Source organism: Flavobacterium sp. C3NV, from assembly GCF_046825355.2.
In the GTDB taxonomy this organism is placed as follows: domain Bacteria; phylum Bacteroidota; class Bacteroidia; order Flavobacteriales; family Flavobacteriaceae; genus Flavobacterium.
This window is the reverse complement of sequence record NZ_JBKQBJ020000005.1, coordinates 111,087-135,157: the sequence shown is the minus strand read 5'-3', so window position 1 is coordinate 135,157 and position 24,071 is coordinate 111,087. Positions and strand designations below refer to the sequence as shown.

The 24,071-nt window shown below is 35.4% G+C and carries 19 protein-coding genes; 14 read left to right on the top strand and 5 right to left on the bottom strand.

What is annotated here, in order from left to right; all coding sequences use genetic code 11:
• Nucleotides 1-307: 307 nt before the first annotated feature.
• Nucleotides 308-997, top strand: coding sequence for an NUDIX hydrolase (locus tag ACIDC4_RS09240; RefSeq protein ID WP_230034243.1), 690 nt, complete (start codon nt 308-310; stop codon nt 995-997).
• Nucleotides 998-1,500: 503 nt separating this feature from the next.
• Here the strand turns inward: ACIDC4_RS09240 and fsa are convergent.
• From fsa to ACIDC4_RS09225, 3 genes are all read right to left on the bottom strand, one after another.
• Nucleotides 1,501-2,157, bottom strand: coding sequence for a fructose-6-phosphate aldolase (gene fsa, locus ACIDC4_RS09235; RefSeq protein WP_412042769.1), 657 nt, complete (start codon nt 2,155-2,157; stop codon nt 1,501-1,503).
• Between the two features lie 9 nt (nt 2,158-2,166).
• On the bottom strand, nt 2,167-4,221 hold the full coding sequence (locus tag ACIDC4_RS09230) for a transketolase family protein (protein WP_412042770.1): 2,055 nt from the start codon (nt 4,219-4,221) through the stop codon (nt 2,167-2,169).
• A gap of 612 nt (nt 4,222-4,833) precedes the next feature.
• Nucleotides 4,834-5,832, bottom strand: coding sequence for a GntR family transcriptional regulator (locus ACIDC4_RS09225; protein WP_412042771.1), 999 nt, complete (start codon nt 5,830-5,832; stop codon nt 4,834-4,836).
• 102 nt (nt 5,833-5,934) lie between these two features.
• Here ACIDC4_RS09225 and ACIDC4_RS09220 point away from each other — a divergent pair, with 102 nt between their 5' ends.
• The 5 genes from ACIDC4_RS09220 to ACIDC4_RS09200 all read left to right on the top strand — a co-directional run bounded on the left by ACIDC4_RS09220 (nt 5,935) and on the right by ACIDC4_RS09200 (nt 12,074).
• The gene (locus tag ACIDC4_RS09220) at nt 5,935-6,990 is read left to right on the top strand and encodes an aldose epimerase family protein (protein ID WP_412042772.1); all 1,056 of its coding nucleotides are present in this window, start codon (nt 5,935-5,937) and stop codon (nt 6,988-6,990) included.
• 57 nt (nt 6,991-7,047) lie between these two features.
• On the top strand, nt 7,048-8,208 hold the full coding sequence (gene galK / locus ACIDC4_RS09215) for a galactokinase (RefSeq protein WP_412042773.1): 1,161 nt from the start codon (nt 7,048-7,050) through the stop codon (nt 8,206-8,208).
• 16 nt (nt 8,209-8,224) lie between these two features.
• On the top strand, nt 8,225-9,280 hold the full coding sequence (locus tag ACIDC4_RS09210) for a UDP-glucose--hexose-1-phosphate uridylyltransferase (protein WP_230034233.1): 1,056 nt from the start codon (nt 8,225-8,227) through the stop codon (nt 9,278-9,280).
• A 222-nt stretch (nt 9,281-9,502) separates the two neighbouring features.
• Nucleotides 9,503-11,188: a sodium/sugar symporter gene (locus ACIDC4_RS09205; RefSeq protein ID WP_412042774.1), complete on the top strand. Its 1,686-nt coding sequence runs from the start codon at nt 9,503-9,505 to the stop codon at nt 11,186-11,188.
• A 103-nt stretch (nt 11,189-11,291) separates the two neighbouring features.
• Nucleotides 11,292-12,074, top strand: coding sequence for an L-fucose dehydrogenase (locus ACIDC4_RS09200; protein ID WP_230034229.1), 783 nt, complete (start codon nt 11,292-11,294; stop codon nt 12,072-12,074).
• Between the two features lie 120 nt (nt 12,075-12,194).
• On the opposite strand, the gene ACIDC4_RS09195 is transcribed toward ACIDC4_RS09200, so the two are convergent.
• Entirely contained in the window at nt 12,195-13,061 is an 867-nt protein-coding gene (locus tag ACIDC4_RS09195) for an AraC family transcriptional regulator (RefSeq protein ID WP_412042775.1), read from the bottom strand.
• 109 nt (nt 13,062-13,170) lie between these two features.
• Between ACIDC4_RS09195 and fucP the strand changes: the two genes are divergently transcribed.
• Genes fucP through ACIDC4_RS09170 form a run of 5 tightly spaced genes read left to right on the top strand, consistent with a single transcriptional unit; the run spans nt 13,171 to nt 18,682 of the window.
• Nucleotides 13,171-14,454: an L-fucose:H+ symporter permease gene (gene fucP, locus ACIDC4_RS09190; protein ID WP_412042776.1), complete on the top strand. Its 1,284-nt coding sequence runs from the start codon at nt 13,171-13,173 to the stop codon at nt 14,452-14,454.
• 8 nt (nt 14,455-14,462) lie between these two features.
• Nucleotides 14,463-16,118 (top strand): UxaA family hydrolase, encoded by a 1,656-nt coding sequence (locus ACIDC4_RS09185; RefSeq protein ID WP_412042777.1) that lies wholly within the window; start codon nt 14,463-14,465, stop codon nt 16,116-16,118.
• Nucleotides 16,119-16,154: 36 nt separating this feature from the next.
• The gene (locus tag ACIDC4_RS09180) at nt 16,155-16,919 is read left to right on the top strand and encodes an SDR family NAD(P)-dependent oxidoreductase (RefSeq protein WP_412042778.1); all 765 of its coding nucleotides are present in this window, start codon (nt 16,155-16,157) and stop codon (nt 16,917-16,919) included.
• 50 nt (nt 16,920-16,969) lie between these two features.
• Nucleotides 16,970-17,818, top strand: coding sequence for a fumarylacetoacetate hydrolase family protein (locus ACIDC4_RS09175; RefSeq protein ID WP_412042779.1), 849 nt, complete (start codon nt 16,970-16,972; stop codon nt 17,816-17,818).
• Between the two features lie 30 nt (nt 17,819-17,848).
• Nucleotides 17,849-18,682, top strand: coding sequence for an amidohydrolase family protein (locus tag ACIDC4_RS09170; RefSeq protein ID WP_412042780.1), 834 nt, complete (start codon nt 17,849-17,851; stop codon nt 18,680-18,682).
• A 410-nt stretch (nt 18,683-19,092) separates the two neighbouring features.
• Here the strand turns inward: ACIDC4_RS09170 and ACIDC4_RS09165 are convergent, their stop codons facing one another.
• Complete coding sequence (locus ACIDC4_RS09165; protein WP_412042781.1) at nt 19,093-20,343, bottom strand: NAD(P)/FAD-dependent oxidoreductase; 1,251 nt, start codon at nt 20,341-20,343, stop codon at nt 19,093-19,095.
• A gap of 101 nt (nt 20,344-20,444) precedes the next feature.
• Here ACIDC4_RS09165 and flxA point away from each other — a divergent pair, with 101 nt between their 5' ends.
• The 3 genes from flxA (at nt 20,445) to flxB (ending at nt 24,032) form a co-directional block, all read left to right on the top strand.
• On the top strand, nt 20,445-21,965 hold the full coding sequence (gene flxA, locus ACIDC4_RS09160; RefSeq protein WP_065451712.1) for a flexirubin biosynthesis tyrosine ammonia-lyase FlxA: 1,521 nt from the start codon (nt 20,445-20,447) through the stop codon (nt 21,963-21,965).
• 38 nt (nt 21,966-22,003) lie between these two features.
• A complete protein-coding gene (locus ACIDC4_RS09155; RefSeq protein WP_412042782.1) occupies nt 22,004-23,215 on the top strand; it encodes a WG repeat-containing protein in 1,212 nt (403 codons plus the stop codon).
• An 85-nt stretch (nt 23,216-23,300) separates the two neighbouring features.
• Nucleotides 23,301-24,032, top strand: a complete 732-nt coding sequence (gene flxB, locus ACIDC4_RS09150; protein ID WP_412042783.1) for a flexirubin biosynthesis SDR family reductase FlxB — start codon at nt 23,301-23,303, stop codon at nt 24,030-24,032.
• Nucleotides 24,033-24,071 lie beyond the last annotated feature (39 nt).

Sequence of the window (24,071 nt, the reverse complement as noted above, 5' to 3'; positions counted from 1 at the left end):
AAGGAGATACCGCAAAATTTCATAAATGAGTTATTTAATAGCGATTTAAAGCCTAAAATTTTGTTATTTTTGTAAATAAAATCCTGTTTAGGCTCTTTTAAAATTCGACAGACAGATAGTTTTTTGATAAAATCAAACCTTTTTTGTTCCGAAAACGATTGAAAAAGATAAATTGTGATCTAAATTTGACTGTAAAAAACTCATTATTGAACTTCTTTAAAAGATGAATTTATTAAGTGTAAAAACTACATTAATAAATTATGAAACGTATTAGGAAGTTTATATATTTACCAATAAAAAATTGAATATGCTAAACAGTTATAGTTCTGCAGATAAAGTCTTATTAGCAGTAGATTGTATCATTTTTGGATTCGACAGTGAAGGGTTGAAAATCCTTTTGATCAAGAGAGACTTTGAACCTGAAAAGGGAAAATGGTCTTTGATTGGAGGTTTTTTAAAACGAGATGAAGTACTTGATGATGCTGCAATCAGAATCTTAAATACGTATACAGGTTTAAACGATATTTATATGGAGCAACTATATGCTTACAGCGAAATCGATCGTGATCCTGTCGAAAGAACTATCTCTGTATCTTATTATGCCTTGATTAATATCGAAAATCATAATGCTGAGCTTATTAAAAATTATCATGCACAATGGTTTAGTATTACCGATGCGCCTCATTTAATCTTTGACCATAACGAAATGGTACAAAACGCCATTAAAAGACTTCGTTACAGAACTTCGATCAAACCAATTGGTTTTGAATTGTTGCCTGAAAAGTTTACCATGCGTCAGTTGTTAGAATTATACGAAGCTATTTTGAGTAAAGAATTAGACAAACGTAATTTTATCAGCAAGATTAATTCTTTAGAAATCCTGAATAAACTGGATGAAAAAGATATGCAGTCTTCCCGAAAAGGATCTTACTTGTATACTTTCAACAAAGAAAAATACGAAGAGAAATTACTGAATGATTTTGTATTGAATTTGTAAAAAGTGGTTGGGCCACGGGTTTTAACGGATTAAACTGATTTTCACTGATTTTTTTTATGGAAAGCTCTAAAAAATTCTCTCGCAGATAAAGCAGATCGGGCAGATTAAAAATTAGAAAAAAAAATCTGCTAAATCTGCTAAATCTGCGAGAGAAAAAAGATCAAAGTATTACGTAGTTTCGTTCAGAAATAAGGCGAATTAAAAATTAAAAAATCTGTGTCAACCCGTATCATCCGCACAATCCGTGGGCTTATAATATTATAAAAAACAAAACCCTGAAAGCCACAAACTTTCAGGGTTTTTTCTTCAAAAAAACTACTATTAAAAACTAACAAAATTATTATTTTAAGTTTTGGTCACGGATTTTAGACAAACAGATCTTTGCAGTTATTTTATTTATCAATTGAACTGGTATGATAAATTTTAATTGAGCTATCCATTAAATTTAAATCTGCTTTGATTTATTTCATCCGTTAAATCCGTGGCCCAAAAAAGTCTTCTAATTAACTATTCCCTTTTTGGTAATCCGCCAAAAAAGTAGCCAGACCAATATCTGTTAAAGGATGTTTTAATAAACCTTCAATGGCGCTTAATGGCCCCGTAATAACATCTGATCCTATTTTTGCACAATTGATAATGTGCATTACATTACGAACAGAAGCGGCTAAAATCTGGGTTTCGTAACCGAAATTATCATAAATCAGTCTGATATCTTCAATCAGTACCATTCCGTCAGTCGATACATCATCTAAGCGGCCAATAAATGGCGACACATAAGTTGCTCCGGCTTTTGCAGCTAATAAAGCCTGACCTGCTGAAAATACCAAAGTACAATTGGTTCTGATTCCTTTATTCGAAAAATACCTGATTGCTTTTACACCATCTTTTATCATCGGGATTTTTACCACAATCTGCGGATGCAAAGCGGCCAGTTTTTCACCTTCGGCAATCATACCTTCAAAATCTGTCGAGATTACTTCGGCACTTACATCCCCATCAACCAATTCGCAAATTTTTATATAATGATCTAAAATATTCTGAGCTCCGGTAATACCTTCTTTTGCCATCAACGAAGGGTTTGTGGTTACTCCATCTAAAACACCTAAATCATTGGCTTCTTTAATATCTTTTAAGTTTGCTGTATCTATAAAAAATTTCATGTCTTTCTATTATTTTAATAAGTTGTAATTGTTATTTTCTAAATATTTCAGGATTTCTTTACGGGCATTTTCGCTGGTAAATCCAAATTTCTGATCTAAAACGGATGCCGGAGCCGAATATCCAAAATGGTCTAAACCAAATACTTGACCTTTAGTACCAACAAGGTTTTCTAAATTAACCGGAAGTCCGGCGGTAAGTCCGAAAACCAAAGCATCTTTTGGAATAACACTTTCCTGATATTCCGCAGACTGAGATCTGAAAAGTCCTTCTGAAATAATAGAAGCTACATTTATTTTTAATTTAAAATTTTGTTCCAGTTCATTTGCAGCTTCGATAAGCGTTGCTACTTCAGATCCGTTTGCTATTAAAGTGATATTAGGATTTGGATTTGATCGTACCAGATAACCTCCTTTTTTTGCCTGAGAAGCTTCATCAAATCTTGAATTTCCGTTTGTTGGAAGATCTTTGATATCTTGTCTCGAAAGAATTAATCCTGTTGGTGTTTTTTTATTTTCTAACGCCATTTGCCAGGCTACAGAAGTTTCTACAGCATCTGCAGGACGTAACGCCAGTAAACTCTGATCTCCGGAATGGTTTTTAATTTTCTCTAATAATCGAATCTGAGCTTCCTGCTCGATGGGCTGGTGCGTTGGTCCATCTTCGCCTACGCGGAAAGAATCATGCGTCCAGACATATTTTACCGGTAATTCCTGAATCGCCGCCAAACGAATTGCCGGTTTCATATAATCTGAAAACACAAAAAATGTTGCCACAACCGGAATTACACCACCATGAAGCGCGATTCCGTTGGCGATTGCTGCCATCGTTAACTCGGCAACACCGGCTTGAAGAAATCCTCCGCTAAAATTATTCTTTTGTAAAACCGATGATTTTTTAAGGAAACCATCTGTTTTATCACTGTTCGATAAATCGGCAGAAGACACAATCATGTTCTCTACATTTTCGGCCAGATATCCTAAAACTGCCGCCGATGCATCGCGGGTTGCAGCATTTGCTTTTTGAGCAATTGTGCTAAAATCTAATGCAGGTAAATCTCCGTTAAAAAACTGTTTTATCTTTTCGGCCAATATTGGGTTTTGTTTTTCCCAGGCCGAAATTTGTATTTTTCGATTCGCAGCTTCTTCTGTTTTATTTTTTAAAATTGCTGCATAATGTGATTCAACTTCTTTATAAACAGCAAATGAATCTTCAGGATTTGCGCCTAAATTCAGTAATGTTTTTTCGAAATTGGCTTTTGTTGCTCCAATAGGTTTTCCGTGCAATTCGCATTGTCCTTCGTACATCGTTCCATCAGCTGTTACACATCCTTTTCCCATTATGGTGCGGCCAATAATTAGCGTTGGTCTTTCTAATTCGGCGTGAGCGGCATTTAATGCTGAACGAATATGAGTATGATTATGACCATCAATAGTAATTACTTTCCAACCCCATGATTCGTATTTCATGGCCGTATTTTCGGTTGTAACCTCATCTGTCATTGACGAAAGCTGTACATCATTCGAATCATAAAACATGATAAAATTATTCAGTCCTAAATGTCCTGCAATTCTTCCGGCTCCTTGCGAAATTTCTTCCTGAACGCCGCCATCAGTAATAAAACCATAAATTTTATGATCGAATAAATTTTCGAATCTTGCTGATAAAAACTTAGCTGCAATGGCAGCTCCAACGCCCATGGCATGTCCTTGGCCTAATGGTCCGGACGTATTTTCGATTCCTCTTTTTACATCAATTTCAGGATGACCGGGAGTTACCGAACCCCATTGCCTGAAATTTTCAAGATCTGTTTTTTCGTAATTGCCAAGCAAATGATATTGTGCATACATCAAAGCCGAAAGATGTCCGGCATCCATAAAAAAACGATCTCTGAAAATCCAGTTCATATCACTAGGATCGTATTTTAAATATTCAGAATAGAGAATGTGCATGAAATCTGCGCCTCCCATAGATCCTCCGGGATGACCGGAATTTGCTTTTTCGACCATCGAAATAGCCAAAGCTCTTATATTATCTGCCGATAATTGGTCTATTTTGTTATTCATTTCTAAGTTAATTTCAAGTTGGTTGGTTTATTTAATAGCAGATTTGTATTGGTTTTTACTAAATTTCAAAATAGAACATATCCTATTTTTATAAAGCAAAATCAAAACAAATAATAAGTGTAAAATTTACATTTACAAATGTATGTAAAATAATTCCACAAAAGCAAAAAAATTGTTTCGTTATTTTTTTAATTAAAAAATTAGGGATTTGATAGATTATTGGTTTTTATTGTGAGATATTGGTTTTTTAAATAAAATAAACCTTAACGGGAGATTGAAAATTAAATAGCGTATGTCTTTGTCATGGCACGCAGATGACACGGATTTGCTTCGCAAAAACGCGGATTAAAACGGATTTTTTATTCTTTTTTATTTGTTCGTAACCGCAATCTTTGTCGAGCTTCTTGCGAGGATTTCTCCTTCGTCGAAATTGACAAACTCGACGGAAATATTATTATGAAAACGAGTGCCCTAGCCCCGATAGAAGTGGAAATCCTTTTTCTGGCTTCTTTAGCCAGGAAAAGATTGAAACGTATTGCTTCGCCAATTCGCACTTTCAGGCTCGGGTGCGGGATTAGCTCCCAAAAAAAATTACTTTTATCATAAAAGCCTTTACAAAGAATTACGCATGGTAAGAGAGGATTTGTTTTCTATTTGTTCTTTTTTTCCTTTAAGGACCATATCGGCTAAAATTTTTCCCATTGTTTCAAAATGGGTCGAAATTGTGGTGATTCCGTTGGCGACAATCTTTTTTAGCGGCGTTTCGTTATAGGATATAATGCCAAGATCGATTCCTAATTTCAGGTTTTGGTCTCTTGCTTTTTCGATTACGCGTACCAGATCACGATCATTTGGGATAATGTATAAATCGCCCAAAGTAATTTCGCGGTTGGTAAATTCAGTGATGATTTCGTATTCAAAATCATATTGGGTACAAAAAGCTTCAAACCCTATTTTCATTCCGAGTGGTTCTCTGAAACCGGGGAAAATCAAAATCAACTTTTCGTATTTACCCAGTCTGGACTTTCCTTTGAGCAATCCTTCAAAAATATCTTTTTCATGATTTTGATAAATTGCGGGATACAATTTCAGATCCGGATTGGTCTGATCCAGTATGATAACTTCGCCTACTGGTAGGGTTTTTATCAATTTGGCTACATCGTTTAAGTTGGTGGGCATAATGATGTATTTTGTATAATTTCCGTTACTGTCATTTATGAGTTTCTGAAAAACGGGAACATTAAAATGATGAAAGAAAATATCGACCTGAGCATTTTTTCCAATATGCTGCAAAAACGAATTATAGATGTCTTCCTTAAAACTATTTAATTCATCAAATAATAAGAAAACCTTTTGTTTTATAGTAGTTTCAACGCTTTTTACGTAATATCCTTTGCCTGGAATGGCGTAAATAATACCTCTTTTTTTGAGTTCATCGTATCCTAATAAAACGGTATCACGGGATAATGAAAAAGCCAGACAAACTTTATTTACAGACGGAAGCCGGTCACCTTTTACCAGTTTTTCTTCTTCGATTGCTTTTTCTATTGACAGAATTATCTGCTTATATTTTGGCAAACCAATGTTGTTTTGAATCGAAATAATATTCATAAAAAAGGAAATTTTGGTGCAATATACAAAAAACTGGTAGGTACTGGTATGCAAAAGTAAATAATGTTTCTATTTTTGGATTTCACTTTTGGCAAAAATAGTATGGAAATAAAACATATATCGCATTTTCAAAACGGATCTGTATCTAAATCATTTGGTTTAATGCCCGATAAGGAAGAAATTCTTTCTTTTGAATTAAGTAATAAAAACGGAATGAAAGTTCAGGTCATTAATTATGGTGCTACTGTAACTTCATTACAAATTCCGGTTTCGAACGGTAAGCTTGTTGATGTTGTTTTGGGTTTTGATACTTTAGAATCGTATCTGGCTTCGTATAATTTAGCAGGCGCTCCTTATTTCGGGACTACTGTTGGCCGTTACGCAGGACGAATTAGTAAAGGTATTTTTAAGTTAAATGATAAAACCTACCAGCTCAACATTAACAACAACGGAAATACATTGCATGGCGGAATTGTTGGTTTTGGACAAAAAGTCTGGAATGTTACCAATATTACTTCAGGCGATAATCCGTCGATTACGTTGAGTCTTTTGAGTGAAGATTTAGATGAAAATTTTCCGGGAGAATTACACGTTGATTTAACGTATACTTTAACGGAAGACAACGAACTGAAGCTGGAATACAAAGCAACCACTACAGAAGATACGATTATCAACTTAACGCATCATAGTTATTTTAACCTTGACGGTCATGACGGGAACGTTCTGGATCAGACTATGTTTATTGATGCCGAAAAAATGTTAGAAACAGATTCAGATAATATTCCTAGTGGAAATTTTACGGCTCTTGCTGATCATGATTTCGATTTTAGAACCACAAAAAAATGTCCTGCCATTATTGACAATTCGTTTGTGGTTGAGCCTACAAATAATGCTGTAGCAAAATTATACAGTGCTAAAAACAACTTGCAAATGAGTGTTTACACGGATCAGCCAAGTGTACATGTATATGTGGGCGGTAAATGTTCTGATGCATTAACAGGGAAAGAAAATATAAAATATCATACAACAAGTGGAATTTGTTTTGAAACTCAAAATTTTCCGGATGCACCAAATCAGCCACATTTTCCAAATTCGGTTTTAAGAAAAGGCGAAGAATACCATCAAAAAACGGTTTATAAATTCGAAACTATAAACTAATATTATTTAAAGAAAAGTTCAAAAATTACAAGATAATACTATTTCAATTACATCATAATGAATGACATTTTAGTACAGAACACCACTGCTTTTTTTGAGAAATCTTTTGGATCAGCTCCTCAAAAAGTAGTACTTTCTCCAGGAAGAATCAACATCATTGGGGAACATATTGATTATAATGACGGTTATGTTTTACCGGCTGCAATCGACAAGGTAATTTGTTTTGCTTTTGCGAAAAACGATACCAAAAAATCACGAATAGTTGCCATCGATTTAAACGAGGATTTTGAAATTGATCTGACTCAGGAAATCACATTAAGCGATGTGGTCTGGACGAATTACATTCGCGGCGTAATCAAACAATTGCAGGATAACGGATTTGTGTTTGAAGGTTTCAACTGTGTTTTTAGCAGTAATATTCCGGTTGGTTCCGGTTTATCTTCTTCTGCGGCTTTAGAATGCGGAACGATTTTCGGAATCAAGGCACTTTTCGATCTAAAAATTGAAAAAGTTGACATTTCTTTATTAGGACAAAAAGCAGAACACTGGGTAGGTATCAATTGTGGTATCATGGATCAGTTTTCGAGCGTTCATGGTCTTGAAAATAAAGTAATTAAACTAGATTGTAATACGCTTGATTTTGAATATCACAACGCTGATTTTAAAGATTACTCTTTAGTGTTATTTGATAGTAATGTAAAACACTCGCTTTTTACATCGGAATACAATACCCGAAGAATTGAGTGCGAACAGGGATTAGCAATTATTAAAGAAAATTTTCCTGCAATAAAAAGTTTCAGGGATTGTACCGAAGAACAGCTTTTAAGCATTGAGAACAAAATAAGTCCAACTGTTTTTAAAAGAGTGCACTTTGTTGTAAAGGAAATTAACCGCGTAATAAAGGCTTGTGAGGCTCTGGATAACGGAAATATAGAACTTTTAGGACAATTGCTTTTTGAAACTCATTATGGTTTATCGCAAGAATATGAAGTAAGTTGTGCCGAGCTGGATATGCTTGTAGATACTGCAAAAGCTGACGATGCAATTATTGGTTCGCGATTAATGGGAGGCGGTTTTGGAGGCTGTACCATCAATTTGATTAAAAAAGGTCATGAAAATGAGGTGAAAAGTAAGTTTTCAAATCTTTATTTAGATACATTTGGGATTGAATTAAAATTTTATGATGTAAAAATCTCAAACGGAACAACACTACTTTAATACCACAAGAATTACAATGAAAAATTTCGACATTAACGAAGATCCACACAGACGTTTTAATCCCTTAATTAATGAATGGGTTTTAGTATCACCTCATCGTGCAAAACGCCCGTGGCAAGGACAAAATGAAACTATTGCAACTGAAGCATTACCTAAATACGACCCAACTTGTTATTTGTGTCCGGGAAATGTTCGCGCTAACGGATTAAATAACCCGAATTACGAAAGCAGTTTTGTATTCGAAAATGATTTTGCTGCCATGAAGCAGGACGAAATTATTTTTGAAGAAGATATCAAACACACTTTCTTTAAAGCAAAACCGGAACAGGGAATTTCGAGAGTGGTTTGTTTTTCGCCACGACACGATCTTACTTTACCTGAAATGGAAATTGACGGGATCGAAAATATCATCAGAACCTGGCAAAAAGAATACACTGATTTAGGAAATATAAAATACATCAACCACGTTCAGATTTTCGAAAATAAAGGAAGCGTGATGGGCTGTAGTAACCCACACCCGCACGGGCAAATATGGGCGCAGTCATCATTGCCAACTCAGGTCGAAAAAACACAAAACAGCCTGAAATCTTATTTCGATAAAAATAACAGAACTCTTCTTGAAGATTACCTGCAAGCCGAATTGAAAAGCGGAGAACGTATCGTAATCGAAAATGATCACTTTGTAGCATTGGTTCCGTTTTGGGCAATCTGGCCTTACGAAACTATGATCGTCAGCAAAAGAGCTCTTAATAAAATTACTGATTTTACAGCTGAGGAAGTAAATGCGTTTGCTACCATTTTAAAGCAATTAACGATCAAGTACGATAATTTATTTAGCACTTCATTCCCGTATTCATCAGGAATTCACCAGGCACCAACAGACGGTTTAGACCATCCTGAATGGCATTTCCACATGCATTTTTATCCGCCATTATTGCGTTCGGCAACGGTTAAAAAATTCATGGTAGGATATGAAATGTTAGGCGAATCGCAGCGTGATATTACACCTGAAAAAAGTGCCGAAATTTTAAGACAACAACCTGATGTGCATTATAAATCGGCTGGTAAATAAGCTGTAAAAGTCCATTTATAATAAGGTCATTTTAAAATTTAACACAATAATTTATTTATAAATGTAAAAAATACATTTGTAATAGTATATTTGTAATTATTTATTTTACTTTTGGCTTTCGTTCTTATTTCGTAAAAAAATAACAGAATAAAAACACATATCACATTTTAAACCAAATTAAACAAACAATCACCTATACTAATTTTTAAAATACTACTAACAATGAACCAGAACCTCGCTGTCGCAGATTATGCGGTTTTTATTATTTATTTTATCGTAGTTTCTGCCTACGGTTACACGGTTTACCGCAAGCGTAAACAAGACGAACAAGATGCTAAGGCTTACTTTTTGGCCGAAGGAAATTTGACATGGTGGGCTATTGGAGCATCTTTGATTGCCTCAAATATTTCAGCTGAACAATTCATCGGGATGAGCGGTGAAGGTTTCTTTTTAGGAATTGCTGTTGCAGCTTACGAGTGGCTTGCTGCTATTGCTTTGATTATTGTAGCAGTTTGGTTCATTCCTGTATATCTTAAAAATAAGATTTACACGATGCCTCAATTCTTAAAAACACGTTACAACGAATCTACGGCATTGATTATGGCGGTTTTCTGGTTGTTTTTATATGTATTTGTAAACTTAACTTCTATCCTTTATTTAGGAGCTGTTGCCATTAATGGTTTAGCCGGTGGAGAATATCTGCACGTGATCATGATAGGTTTAGCAGTATTCGCATTATTCATCTCTTTAGGAGGTATGAAAGTGGTAGCTTATACAGATGTTATTCAGGTTGCTGTATTAATTATTGGTGGTTTGGTAACTTCTTATATCGCACTAACAACTGTTGGACAATATTTTGGAGTAGGTGAAAATGCTATTGCCGGTTTCAAGGTTTTAATGAGAGAGGCTCCTGAGCATTTCAAAATGATTATCCCAAAACCAACTGCAAATTCTTCTCAACTTGATATTGATAAATATTTAACTTTCCCTGGTTTGATGTCTTACCTTGCCGGTATCTGGATCATTAACTTAAACTACTGGGGTTGTAACCAATACATCACACAAAGAGCTCTTGGTGCTGATTTGCAAACGGCTCGTACAGGTATTTTGTTTGCGGGTATGCTAAAATTATTAATGCCATTAATCGTAATGTTACCCGGTATTGCTGCTTACGTTTTATACACAAACGGACATTTACCTCAATTAGTTGGAGGAAAAGACGGAGCTTATTCTGCTGTATTGACTTTCTTACCAACAGGATTAAAAGGACTTTCTGTAGCGGCTTTAACTGCTGCAATCGTAGCTTCATTAGCTGGAAAAGTAAACAGTATCTCGACTATTTATACTTTAGATATTCATAAAAAATACATCCAGAAAGATGCTGGCGAAAAACAACAAGTAAACATTGGTAGAATTGCCGTTTTTGCTGCAATGCTTTTAGCTGTTTTATTTACATGGAATGACATCTTAGGAATTGGCGGAGTTGGTGGATTTACCTACATACAAAAATATACAGGATTCATTAGCCCTGGAGTTTTTGCTATGTTCTTCCTTGGTATGTTTTGGAAAAGAACTACTGGAACTGCAGCAATTGTAGGTGTAATTTTAGGATTTGTTTTATCTGTATTATTCAACGAATATGCTCCTGCTTTATTCGGAAACGAAACTTTATTATACACAGCATATAACAACGGAAAAGGTGCTTTTGAAATTCCTTTCCACATTTGTATGGGATTATCATTCTTCTTTACAATGTTAGCGATGATTGCAATCAGTTTTGCAGGACCAAAAGTAAATCCTAAAGCATTTGAAATCGATGCTGAAATGTTTAAAGTAAAACCACAAACTACAGTTTTAATCGTAATTACATTATTAGTAATTGTAGCTTTATACGTTAAGTTCTGGTAAAATAGAACGTTTTAATTCTCTCTATTTTTATAGCTGTTGTCGTAAAGGCAACAGCTATAAAATTATAAACTAGTTTGTATTTTTCATCTTTAATAAAAATATCATGCAACTATCCCTTACCAATAAAATTATCATAGTAACAGGCGGTGCAAAAGGAATTGGACTTGGCATTTGTAATGTATTAGCCAGCGAAGGTGCCATCCCTTTTATTGTTGGCCGAAATGAAGAGGACAACAATAAAGCTGTAAATGAAATTAAAGCTTCCGGAAAAGAAGCGTTTCAGGTTGTTGCCGATTTAACAAAACCAGAAGACTGTAAAAAAGCAATTGAAGCTGTTATCAAACAATGCGGAAGAATTGACGGATTAGTAAACAATGCGGGAGTAAATGACGGAGTTGGTTTGGAAAAAGGAAACTATGAAGACTTTGTTGCCTCTTTGCATAAAAATTTAATTCATTATTATCTAATGGCGCAGCATGCGTTGCCTTATTTAATTGAATCGAAAGGAGCGATAGTTAATATTGGTTCAAAAACTGCCGAAACCGGACAAGGAGGAACTTCTGCTTATGCGGCTTCAAACGGAGGCAGAAATGCCTTAACCAGAGAATGGGCTGTCGAATTATTAAAATACAGTATTCGTGTCAATGCGGTTGTAGTGGCAGAATGCTTTACGCCTCTTTATGAAACCTGGATTAATACTTTCGAAAATAAAGAAGAAAAACTGGCCGCTATCACAAAAAATATTCCTTTCGAAAACAGAATGACCACGGTAGATGAAATTGCCAATATGGTGGTTTTTCTTTTATCCGAAAGATCAAGTCACACTACAGGACAAATTATTTATGTTGATGGAGGTTACACTCATTTAGACCGCTCGATTTCTTAAAAATAATAAACACGAATTTCACTAATTAATTGATTTGTGAAATTGATTTAACGAACTAAGCTAGTTATTACTATTGGTGCAAATTCGTGAAATTCGTGTTTAAAATTAAACTACAATTCATTAAACTGCAGCACTCTTTTTAAATTCACTGGGCGTCATTCCCATAAATTTTTTAAAAAGTTTATTAAAGTTGGATGCTGTTTTATAACCGCATTCGTAGGCAATCTCAGACATACTCAAATCGGTTTCTAATAAAAATTTACAGGCTTTAGAAACCCTGATTTCGTTTAAATATTCTACAAAACTTTTCTTTGTTTTTAGTTTGAACATTCTGCAGAAAGAAGTGGGCGTCATATTCGCAATTGCGGCAATTTCAATCAGGACAATATCTTTTTTATAATTTTCATTTACATATTGAAAAACTTCCGAAAGCCTGTCTTTCTTAGAATCTTTATGTGCGGTAGAATAAGCTTCATTATTGATATAAACCCGATCTTGACTTTCTGAAAGCAGTGATAAAATTTCGAAAAGGCCAATAATTACTTCAAAATCTTTTTTCAGGATAAGCTTTTCTAATTTTTTAGCGATCTGTTTGTTTGTTTTTCCAATGATCGAAATTCCCTTTCCTGCCTGAAAAAACAACTCGTTTATTTTTTGTGTTTCTTTTAATTCGTAAAAAGCAGGTCCAAAAATATCTTTGCTAAAATAGACCACAATTGCATTTGCTTTTAAAGTCGAAATTCCCTGATAATACATTTCATCATTCAGCCAAACGTGCGGAAGATCTGAACCCAGAAAAACCATATCGCCAGGCTCAAAAGGCATAACCGAATTACCAATGATTCGCTTTCCAAAACTCTCTTTTACATACACCAATTCCAGTTCCGGATGGGAATGAAACGGCGATTGAAAAAACGATTCCTCACGATTAAGAACCGAAACGGTCGAATTGGTGTAAGATGTTATTTTAGTTTGCTCTAATTTCATGAAGACAAAGATAATTAAAGATTAAACAAGGATAATATCGGATTATTAAATAAGCTTTAAAAATTATAATTTTAAATTTTATTAAACACAAAAATAATCCCAAAAAATTATGAAAGAAGCCGTTTTTACAGAGTCTGATTCTAATGTAAAGGTCAAAACTTCAAAAAAATGGTTATTGCCCTATATTTTAGTGACCAGCTTGTTTTTCTTTTGGGGATTTGTTCATAATCTGGATCCTATTTTAATTCCGCATTTGCGAAAAGCATTTAATCTAACCGACTTCGAATCTTCGCTTGTAGACTCCTCTGTTTTTATCGCTTATTTTGCCATGGCATTGCCCGCAGGATATATCATGAGAAAATACGGCTACAAATCAGGCATTCTTGTTGGGCTGCTTTTTTTCGGGATTGGTTCTGTTTTATTTGTTCCCGCAGCAAATTCGCTCGAATACAGTTATTTTCTGGGAGCTTTGTTTATCATTGCCTGCGGATTGACGTTTTTAGAAACCGCAGCAAATCCGTATGTTACCATTTTGGGACCTCCGGAAACCGCTACACAACGACTTAATTTCGCACAATCCTTTAATGGTCTTGCCGCTTATATTGCGCCCGCCTATATTGGTCCGCTAATTTTATCTAATAAAACCTTATCTCCTGAAGAAGCAAATGCAATGTCAGAGGCTCAAATGCATGCTTATGTAGTAGCCGAAGCCGCCAGTGTAAAAATGCCTTACTTAACTTTAGGATTAATCATTTTAGTCATAACCGTAATTTTCTATTTTACACCCATGCCCGATGTAAAAGAAAAATCAACAACCGAAGTCAGTAGTTTTAAAGAAGCTTTTAAATCTATAAAATTAAAATGGGGAATTTTAGCGCAGTTTTTCTATGTTGGCGCTCAGGTTTGCGTGGGTAGTTTTTTTATAAAAATGGCCACAACATCGGCAGGTTTATCAGAATCATCCGCAGCCAAATATCTAGGTCTTTTTGGATTGTTTTTCATGATTGGACGTTTTGCAGGAACCTATTTCATGAAGTTTGTCGAACCCAAAAAACTATTATTACTGTATTCTTTTATCAATGTGATACTTTGCATCATAGCCATTTTAGGCAGCGGAATGTTAGTGGTTTATACTCTAATCGCTATCGCATTTTTTATGAGTATCATGTTCCCTACTATTTTCTCTATGGGAATCGACGGACTTGCCCATAACACCAAAATAGGATCTTCCTTAATCGTAATGTCTATTGTGGGCGGCGCAATCTTGCCTCCAATTTTAGGCGCCATCTCAGATCATACCGGAAGTATTCAGAACGGATACATTGTTCCTTTAATTTCATTTTTAATAATCGCCCTTTTTGCTTACAAAGGACAACAACAAACCAGACAATAAACAATATCATGCCCGAGAATAAAACAAAAAAACAAGTCGTAAAATTGCATCCAGACGATAATGTTTTGGTAGCATTATCTGACTTGCAAAAAGGAGAAAACATCACTTTTGAAGCTGAAACATTCGTTCTGCAAGACCTCATCAAGGCAAAACATAAATTCTATACCCAGGATATGATCAAGGGGCAGGAAGTAATTATGTATGGAGTTTTGGTAGGAAAAGTACAAAACGACATCAGCAAAGGAAGCCTGATGACCACCGAAAATTTAAAACACGCTGCCGATCCTTACGCTTACAGAAATGCTTCGTACGAATGGCAGGCTCCAGATGTTTCTAAATACAAGAACAAAACATTTAAAGGTTATAAACGAAATGACGGTCGGGTTGGTACTGCCAATTACTGGCTTTTTGTTCCAACGGTTTTTTGTGAAAACAGAAATTTAGATGTTATTAAAGAAGCACTTCACAATCAGCTAGGTTATGCCGTGAGTGATAAATACAATCAATTTACACACGAACTACTGCAAGGTTACCTCAACGGAGATGCTATCGAAAGCATCAATATTGAACTCAATCCAACGCCAAAAAACAATCGTGTTTTTGAAAATGTAGACGGAATAAAATTTTTAAATCATCAGGGAGGCTGTGGCGGAACACGTCAGGATGCCGCAACTTTAAGTGCTTTACTGGCTTCGTACGCCAACCATCCAAACGTAGGCGGAATAACGTTATTGAGTTTAGGATGTCAGCATTTGCAAGTGCAGGATTTTGTAAATGATGTAAAAAAACAAAATCCACAATTCGACAAACCTTTACTGATTTTTGAACAACAGCAAACCGAAAGCGAAGAAGCTTTAATTACAACTGCCATCAAAAAAACATTCGAAGGTCTAATCGAAATCAATCAATACGAAAGAACCGATGCGTCTTTAAGCGAATTATGCATTGGTGTAAAATGCGGAGGAAGTGACGGTTTCAGCGGAGTATCGGCAAATCCGGCTGTTGGTTATACTTCTGATTTGGTTGTCGCTTTGGGCGGAAAAATTCTTTTAGCCGAATTTCCGGAACTATGTGGTGCCGAACAAAATTTAATTGACCGTTGCATTACCAAAGAAACTGCCGAAAAATTTATTGATTTAATGGAATCTTATGATGCTTTGGCGCATAAAGTAGGTTCCGGTTTTCACATGAATCCTTCTCCGGGAAATATAAAAGATGGTTTAATAACAGACGCTATAAAAAGTGCCGGTGCAGCCAAAAAAGGAGGAACATCGCCAGTTGTTGATGTTTTAGATTATACTGAATTAGTAACCAAATCAGGATTAAGTCTGGTTTGCACTCCAGGAAATGATGTAGAAGCCACAACCGGAAAAGCAGCTTCAGGCGCTACCTTGATTTTATTTACCACAGGATTGGGAACGCCAACAGGAAACCCGGTTTGTCCTGTAATAAAAGTAGCAACGAACTCCGTTCTGGCAACAAAAATGAGCGACATTATCGATATTGATTGCGGCCCGATTATCAGCGGCGAAAAATCGATAGAAGAAATGGGCGAAGAAATTCTGGACTATTGCATCAAAGCAGCCAGTGGAGAAATTATTCCGAAAGCGGTACAATTGAATCAGGATGATTTTATTCCGTGGAAACGAGGCGTATCTTTATAAAATCCAATCAAAAAAATAACTATTAATTTAAGTAAAATGTTTTCATTAAAAAATAAAAAAGCAATTATAACCGGAGGCGGAAGCGGAATTGGAAGAGCCATTTCTGTTTTGTTTGCCAAACAAGGAGCCGAAGTTCATGTTTTAGAACTGACTCTGGAAAGTGCAAAAAATACCATCGAAGAAATAGAATCAAACGGCGGAGTTGTTTTTGCCCATGCCTGCGATGTTGCCAATCATCAGGAAGTAAAAGCTACTTTCGAAAAAATAGGATCAATTCATATTTTAGTAAATAATGCCGGAATTGCTCACGTTGGCAAAGTAGATACCACTTCTGAATCTGATTTTGACCGCATCATGAATGTCAATGTAAAAGGCGTTTACAATTGTCTGCACGCTTCAATCCCTGCACTAAAAAATGCTGGAGGAGGAGTTATTTTAAACCTGGCTTCTATTGCCTGCTGGGTCGGAATTCCGGATAGATTTGCCTATTCTACAGCAAAAGGCGCGGTTATGGCCATGACATTATCTGTAGCAAAAGATTATTTGAAAGAAAACATCAGATGCAACTCAATATCTCCCGCAAGAGTACACACACCATTTGTTGATGGATTTATTTCGAAAAATTATCCGGGACAGGAAGCTGAAATATTCGAAAAATTATCCCAGTCACAACCTATTGGCCGCATGGGAAAACCGGAAGAAATAGCCACTCTTGCTTTGTTTCTTTGCAGCGATGAATCTTCCTTTATTACCGGTTCTGATTACCCTATTGATGGAGGTTTTATCAAACTGAACAATTAAAAAACGACTTTTATAGTTATAAAAATATAATACGATTAAAAAAAGAGAACATGAAATTAATACGATTTGGAGAAGCTGGTCAGGAAAAACCAGGAGTCTTAATAAATGACAAACGAATAGATGTTTCGTCTATAGTAACTGATTATAACGAAGCTTTTTTTGAAAATGACGGTCTTGCAAAATTACAAGAAGCCTTAAAAAACAATACTTCATTTCCTGAAGTAAGCAACGATATCCGATTGGGTTCGCCAGTAGCGCGCCCTTCAAAAATTATATGTATTGGATTAAATTATGTAGATCATTGCGAAGAAACTGGCGCTGCAATTCCGGAAGAACCAATTATTTTCTTTAAATCGACCACTTCGCTATGTGGACCAAACGATAACTTAATCATTCCTAAAAATAGCGACAAAACCGACTGGGAAGTGGAACTTGCTTTTGTGGTAGGTAAAAAAGCCAGTTATGTTGCCGAAGAAGATGCACTGGATTATCTGGCCGGTTATTGCTTATTGAATGATTATAGCGAAAGAGCTTTTCAGATCGAGCGTGGCGGACAATGGGCGAAAGGAAAAGGATGTGATACATTTGCTCCCCTTGGACCAATTTTGGCAACTGCGGATGAAATTGAAGATGTCAACAATTTATCGATGTGGCTTACTGTAAACGGTAAAAAATTCCAGAACAGCAACACCTCTAATTTGATTTTTAAAATTCCGTTTTTGATTCATTATTTAAGTCAGTTTATGACGCTTTTACCAGGCGATGTTGTCAGTACAGGAACACCTCCGGGAGTTGGTCTGGGTATAAAACCAAATCCTGTTTACATCAAAGCGGGAGACGTAATCGAATTAAGTATTGAAGGTTTAGGCACAAGTAAACAAGTTGCCGTAGCTTATTAAAGCATTATATTTTACACTTAATAGGTAAAAATGAAAATCGACAGCCATCAGCATTTTTGGAAATATGACCCTGTAAAAGAAGCCTGGATTACTCCGGAAATGGCGGCTATCCAAAAGAATTTCCTGCCTCAGGATGTGGAACCTCTTTTGAGCCAAAACAACTTTGACGGTTGTATTGCGGTTCAGGCAGATCAAAGCGAAAATGAAACTCATTTTTTACTGCAATTGGCCAGTGAAAATGATTTTATAAAAGCTGTTGTGGGCTGGGTAGATTTTAAAGATCCTAATATCGAAGAACGATTAGACTATTTTTCAGGTTTTAAAAAACTAAAAGGATTCAGGCATATTTTTCAGGCAGAAACAAATCCTGAATTTATGCTGCAAAAAGACTTTTGTAACGGAATCGGCAAATTAGCAAAGTATAATTTTACGTATGATATTCTAATTGGTTCCCAGCAATGGCCATTTGTTGCGGAATTTATACAAAAGTTTCCCAAACAACGTTTTGTAATTGATCATTTAGCAAAACCGGATTTTAAGGAAAATGATTTCACCGCATTTGAAAAAATGGTTTGCGCTATTGCGAAAAACCCAAACGTATTTTGCAAAGTTTCAGGCTTAGTCACAGAGGCGCATTGGCACAACTGGAAACCCGAAGATTTTAAAACCGCGCTGGATATTGTTACCAAAAACTTCTCGATAAACCGTTTAATGTTTGGAAGCGATTGGCCCGTTTGCTTATTGTCTTCAACTTATCCTGAAGTAATTGCGTTAATGGAACACTATTTTTCGTCATTTTCTGTTACGGATCAAAATGCTTTTTGGGGAAATAACGCCGTGAGTTTTTATAATTTAGAAGTATAGTTTTTTACTTAATATTTATTTTTTGAAGAATGAAAGACCGTCTGTAAAGGATGGTCTTTTTTTTTATATCGTGTCCTGTAGGGATTTTTTAGAAAAACAATACATGTAAACCATTAACCAAACGTTCCTACGGAACGTATAACCGCAATTCAAATCTAATTCTACCAATGAAACATTCCTACGGAATGAATTATTGAAAAAGCATTCAAAAATATTCCGTAGGAATATCTCATCGGTAGAAAAAAAAAGAATATTGTTGCGCGTTGTGTCCTGTAGGGACACTTGTTTTTACGGAAATAAACATCTGCGTCATCAATCAAACGTTCCTACGGAACATATAAACGCAATTCAAATCTTATTCTACCGCTGAGATATTCCTACAGAATATTTTTTATAAAAAAAAGCCCTGATTATTCAGGGCTTTGTTCTTTTTGCATATTCAGTAAATACGCCATATTGGCTATTACATGATCATGTTTCTTCACAAACGGATTTTCTTCGTTCCAGACATACCCGGCTAAAACTGAGCATATTTTTTCTTTTACATCCGGATTTTCCGGTTGGTGAAAGAATAAAGTCTGAAGGTTTCCGGTGTACCATTCTTTCACGTAAGTGGTAAAAACAGCAATCCCTTTTTTCATGTATTCTGTAAATTCAACTTCCCAGTCTACTTCAATTCCCTGCGATTCTTTAAGGTATAATTTTGCGGCCAGCATTCCTGATTCTGTCGCAAAAGCAACTCCTGATGAAAATACAGGATCCAGGAATTCAGAACTATTTCCTGTTAAGGCAAAACCGTCACCGTACATTCTTTTTACGGCTCTTGAATAATTTTCTAATTTAACTGGTTCGAATAAAAACTCCGTTCCTTTAAACCTTTTGATATAATAATCCGATTTTTGAATTGCATTGCGCAAAGCCTCGGCATTGTCTTTATTTTCAGATAATGAATTGATGAAATCTGTTGGCCCAACAACTCCTAAACTTGTATTTCCGTTCGAGAAAGGAATTACCCACAGCCAAACTTCGGTTTCCAGAATATCAAATGAAATCTGAGTTCCTTCTTCTCCTTCTTCTCTATTAATATCTTTTACGTGTGTAAATATCGAAGAGTGAGGATCTAATTGCGATGGCGTATCAAGATCTAAAAGTCTTGGTAAAACGCGTCCGTATCCGCTGGAATCGATAATAAAATTGGCATGAATTTCTTTTAGATTTCCATCCTTATCTTTTACGATGGTTTTAGATTTTTTTCCTTCAAAAGAAACCTCCAAAACTTCTGTTTCAAATTCCAGATCAATCCCTTTTCTAATCACTTCCTGCGCCATTGTATTGTCAAAATCAGCTCTTGGCACTTGCCAGGTCCAGTCCCAGCCTTCACCAAATTTTTTACTGAAATCAAAAACGCAAATTTCTTCTCCTCTTATAAAACGGGCACCTAATTTTTTCTCAAAATTCATTGCATCGAGACTTTCAAAAAGTTCAGCCTCTGCAAAATGATCCATTACTCTAGGTATAAGGCTTTCGCCAACGACCAGTCTTGGAAACTTTGTTTTTTCAACAACTTTTATCTTAACATTGTTTTTATGAAGATAAGATGCTGACACACATCCAGAAGGTCCCGCACCAATCACCAAAACATCTACAAACTCCTTTATCATATTAAAAATATTATCAATTATTAGCCTACATTTGCCATCATCAAAATAACTACATTTATTTTGATAAATAAAATTAAATTAGCACAATCAAAACCAGTTTAATGAATACAATTAATGAATATTTAAGTTTAGCAGAATTCGAATCCATTATTTTTGGAAATAATAAAGTTTCGATAAGCGATGCTGTTTTAAACCGAGTAAACGAAAGCTTCAATTTCCTGAAAGAATTTTCAGGGAACAAAGTAATATATGGCGTAAATACTGGTTTTGGACCAATGGCTCAATACCGTATTAAAGAGTCTGACCAAATTCAGTTACAATACAATTTAATCAGAAGCCACTCTTCAGGAACAGGAAAACCTTTGAGCCCGGTTTGTGCAAAAGCAGCAATTTTAGCCCGTTTAAATACTTTATCCTTAGGTAACTCCGGAGTTCATCCGTCAGTAATTCACTTAATGGCAGAATTGATCAACAGAGATATTACTCCTCTTATTTTTGAGCACGGTGGTGTTGGTGCGAGTGGAGATTTAGTACAATTATCACACTTGGCTTTAGTTTTAATAGGCGAAGGCGAAGTTTTTTATAAAGGAGACAGAAGACCAACTCCGGAAGTTTTCGAAATTGAAGGATTAAAACCTATTCAGGTAGAAATTAGAGAAGGTCTGGCTTTAATCAACGGAACATCTGTAATGACCGGAATTGGAGTTGTAAACGTTCACCACGCCAATAAATTATTAGACTGGTCATTAAAAGCTTCTTGCGCGATCAACGAATTGGTTCAGGCGTATGATGATCATTTTTCTGAAGAATTAAACCAAACAAAACGTCATAAAGGACAACAGGAAGTGGCGGCAAGAATGAGACAAAATCTTTCTGACAGTACTTTGATCCGTAAAAGAGAAGACCATTTATACTCAGGAGAAAATACCGAGGAAATTTTCAAGGAAAAAGTTCAGGAATATTATTCTTTAAGATGTGTTCCTCAAATTCTTGGACCGGTTTTAGAAACAATAAATAATGTTGCTTCTATTTTAGAAGACGAATTTAACTCGGCAAACGACAATCCTATTATAGATGTAAAAAACAAACACGTTTATCACGGAGGAAATTTCCACGGAGATTATATTTCGCTTGAAATGGATAAACTGAAAATTGTAATTACCAAATTAACGATGTTGGCAGAACGTCAGTTGAATTATTTATTGAATTCAAAAATCAACGAAATTCTTCCTCCATTCGTAAACTTAGGAACGTTAGGATTCAATTTCGGAATGCAGGGCGTTCAGTTTACTGCAACCTCAACAACTGCCGAAAGCCAAATGTTGTCTAACCCAATGTATGTGCACAGTATCCCGAACAATAACGACAATCAGGATATTGTAAGTATGGGAACGAATGCAGCGGTTATTACCTCAAAAGTAATCGAAAATTCATTCGAAGTTTTAGCGATCGAATTGATTACAATCGTTCAGGCAATTGATTATTTGGTACAAAAAGATCAAATTTCATCGGTAACCAAAAAATGGTATGATGATATTCGAAATATAATTCCTACATTTAAAGAAGATCAGGTCATGTACCCTTTTGTTCAGAAAGTAAAAGATTACCTGATCAACAGTTAAAACTTTATTTTACATTATTAATTGAACCTTAAAAAATCATGAAAAAACCACTTATTTTTTTATTCGTATTATTTATTCAATTTGTTAATAGTCAGGAATTGGCTTTAGTTAAAAAGAACGGTAAAATTGGATACATTTCTAAAGATGGAAACTTTAAAATTGAGCCTCAATACAAATCGGCAAAAAGCTTTTCTGAAGGTTTAGCTGCTGTTGAAGATAACGGAAAATGGGGATTCATCGATGCTAAAGGAACATGGGTAATTCCGGCAACTTTTAAAGACACTAAAGAATTTAACAGCGGAATTGCAGTAGTACAAAAAGATAAGGATTGGGTTTATATTAATACAAAAGGAGAAGTTCAGACCCCTCCGCCTACTGAAAAATTATTTGATTTTAGTGACGGCGTTGCTTTTATAAGACAAGGCAAAAAAGTTGGATTAATCAATTCAAAAATGACCGTTGTTCTGGAACCAAAATACGATCAGATCAAATCTTTCGAAAATGGTTATGCAAGAGTAGAGAACAATAAAAAATGGGGAATTATTAATACGTCTGGTAAAGAAGTGGTAGAACCCCTTTATGATGAAGTAGGGAATTATTTTAAAAACACAACCTGGGCAAGAAAAGATAAAACTTTTGGACTTGTAAGTTCCGGAAACTTTATTGCGGTAGATGGCGCTGACAAAATCTGGGATTTTGAAATTCAGGATTTAACGTATGCACGAAAAGGCGGTAAAATTGGTTTTATAGACATCAAAGGAAACTGGACTATTTTGCCTATTTACGACAAAGCAAAAGCGTTCTCTAAAAATTTGGCTCCGGTTTGTATCGGTTCTAAATGGGGATACATCAACCCAAAAGCTGAATTCGTTATCCCGCCAACATACAGCGATGCAGAAGTTTTTAGCTCAAACGGACTGGCTCCTGTAAAAGAAAAAAACTGGGGATTTATTAATGAATCAGGAAAATTGGTCATCCCAACTCAATACGGAATTACAGCAAATGGCTTTGTTATTGCTTTGTTTGTACAACAAGACAAAGGCTTTATTGATGGTATTGCAAGAGTAAAAAATGAAGGTAAATGGGGATTTCTTAGACCAGACGGAACTGTATTAAGCAACCAATGGTTTGAAAACGCTGAACTTTTTTCGAAATCAAAAGAAAGAAACAGCGTGAGTGAAGCTCCTGCAGAAAAGCCTAAGGCAGAAACGAAACCTGCTACAAAACCTGCAGCCAAAAAGAAGAAATAATAGCTATTAATCTATAAAATACGAATAGGGTATCGCGGGTAAAAAAGCGATACCCTATTTTGACCAAAAAAAATAAATTCTACATATGAAATGTGTATTAGTAACCGGCGGTTCAAGAGGAATTGGAAGTGCTATTTGTAAAAAATTAGCCGTTGAATCTAGTTATCATATTCTGATAAATTATCATTCGAACAAAACTGCTGCCGAAGAAACACTTCAGGAAATACAAAAATTAGGTGCAAGCGGAGAAATCTTAGGTTTTGATGTTTCTAATTATGAAGAAGTGCAAAAAACATTAACACAATGGCAGGAAGCAAATCCTGAAGCAATTGTAGAAGCGATTGTAAACAACGCCGGAATTACAAAAGATGGTCTTTTTATGTGGATGACTCCCGAAGACTGGAACGGCGTGGTAAACACAAGTGTGAACGGATTTTTTAATGTAACGCAATTTTTTATTCAAAAAATGTTGCGCAATAAATATGGCCGAATCGTAAATATGGTTTCGGTTTCGGGCGTGAAAGGAACGGCCGGACAAACCAATTATTCGGCTGCAAAAGGTGCAATTGTTGCTGCTACAAAAGCGTTAGCGCAGGAAGTTGCCAAACGAAATATTACTGTAAATGCTGTAGCTCCGGGTTTTATAAGAACCGATATGACAAGTCAGTTAGACGAAAAAGAATTATTAAAGCTAATTCCGGTAAATCGTTTTGGCGAAGCCGAAGAAGTCGCAGATTTGGTAAGCTTTTTGATTTCAAAAAAAGCAAGCTATATTACAGGAGAAATTATCAATATAAACGGAGGAATTTATTCTTAAAAATATTTCTTCCGCGTTTGCGAGATTTTTTTAAACGTC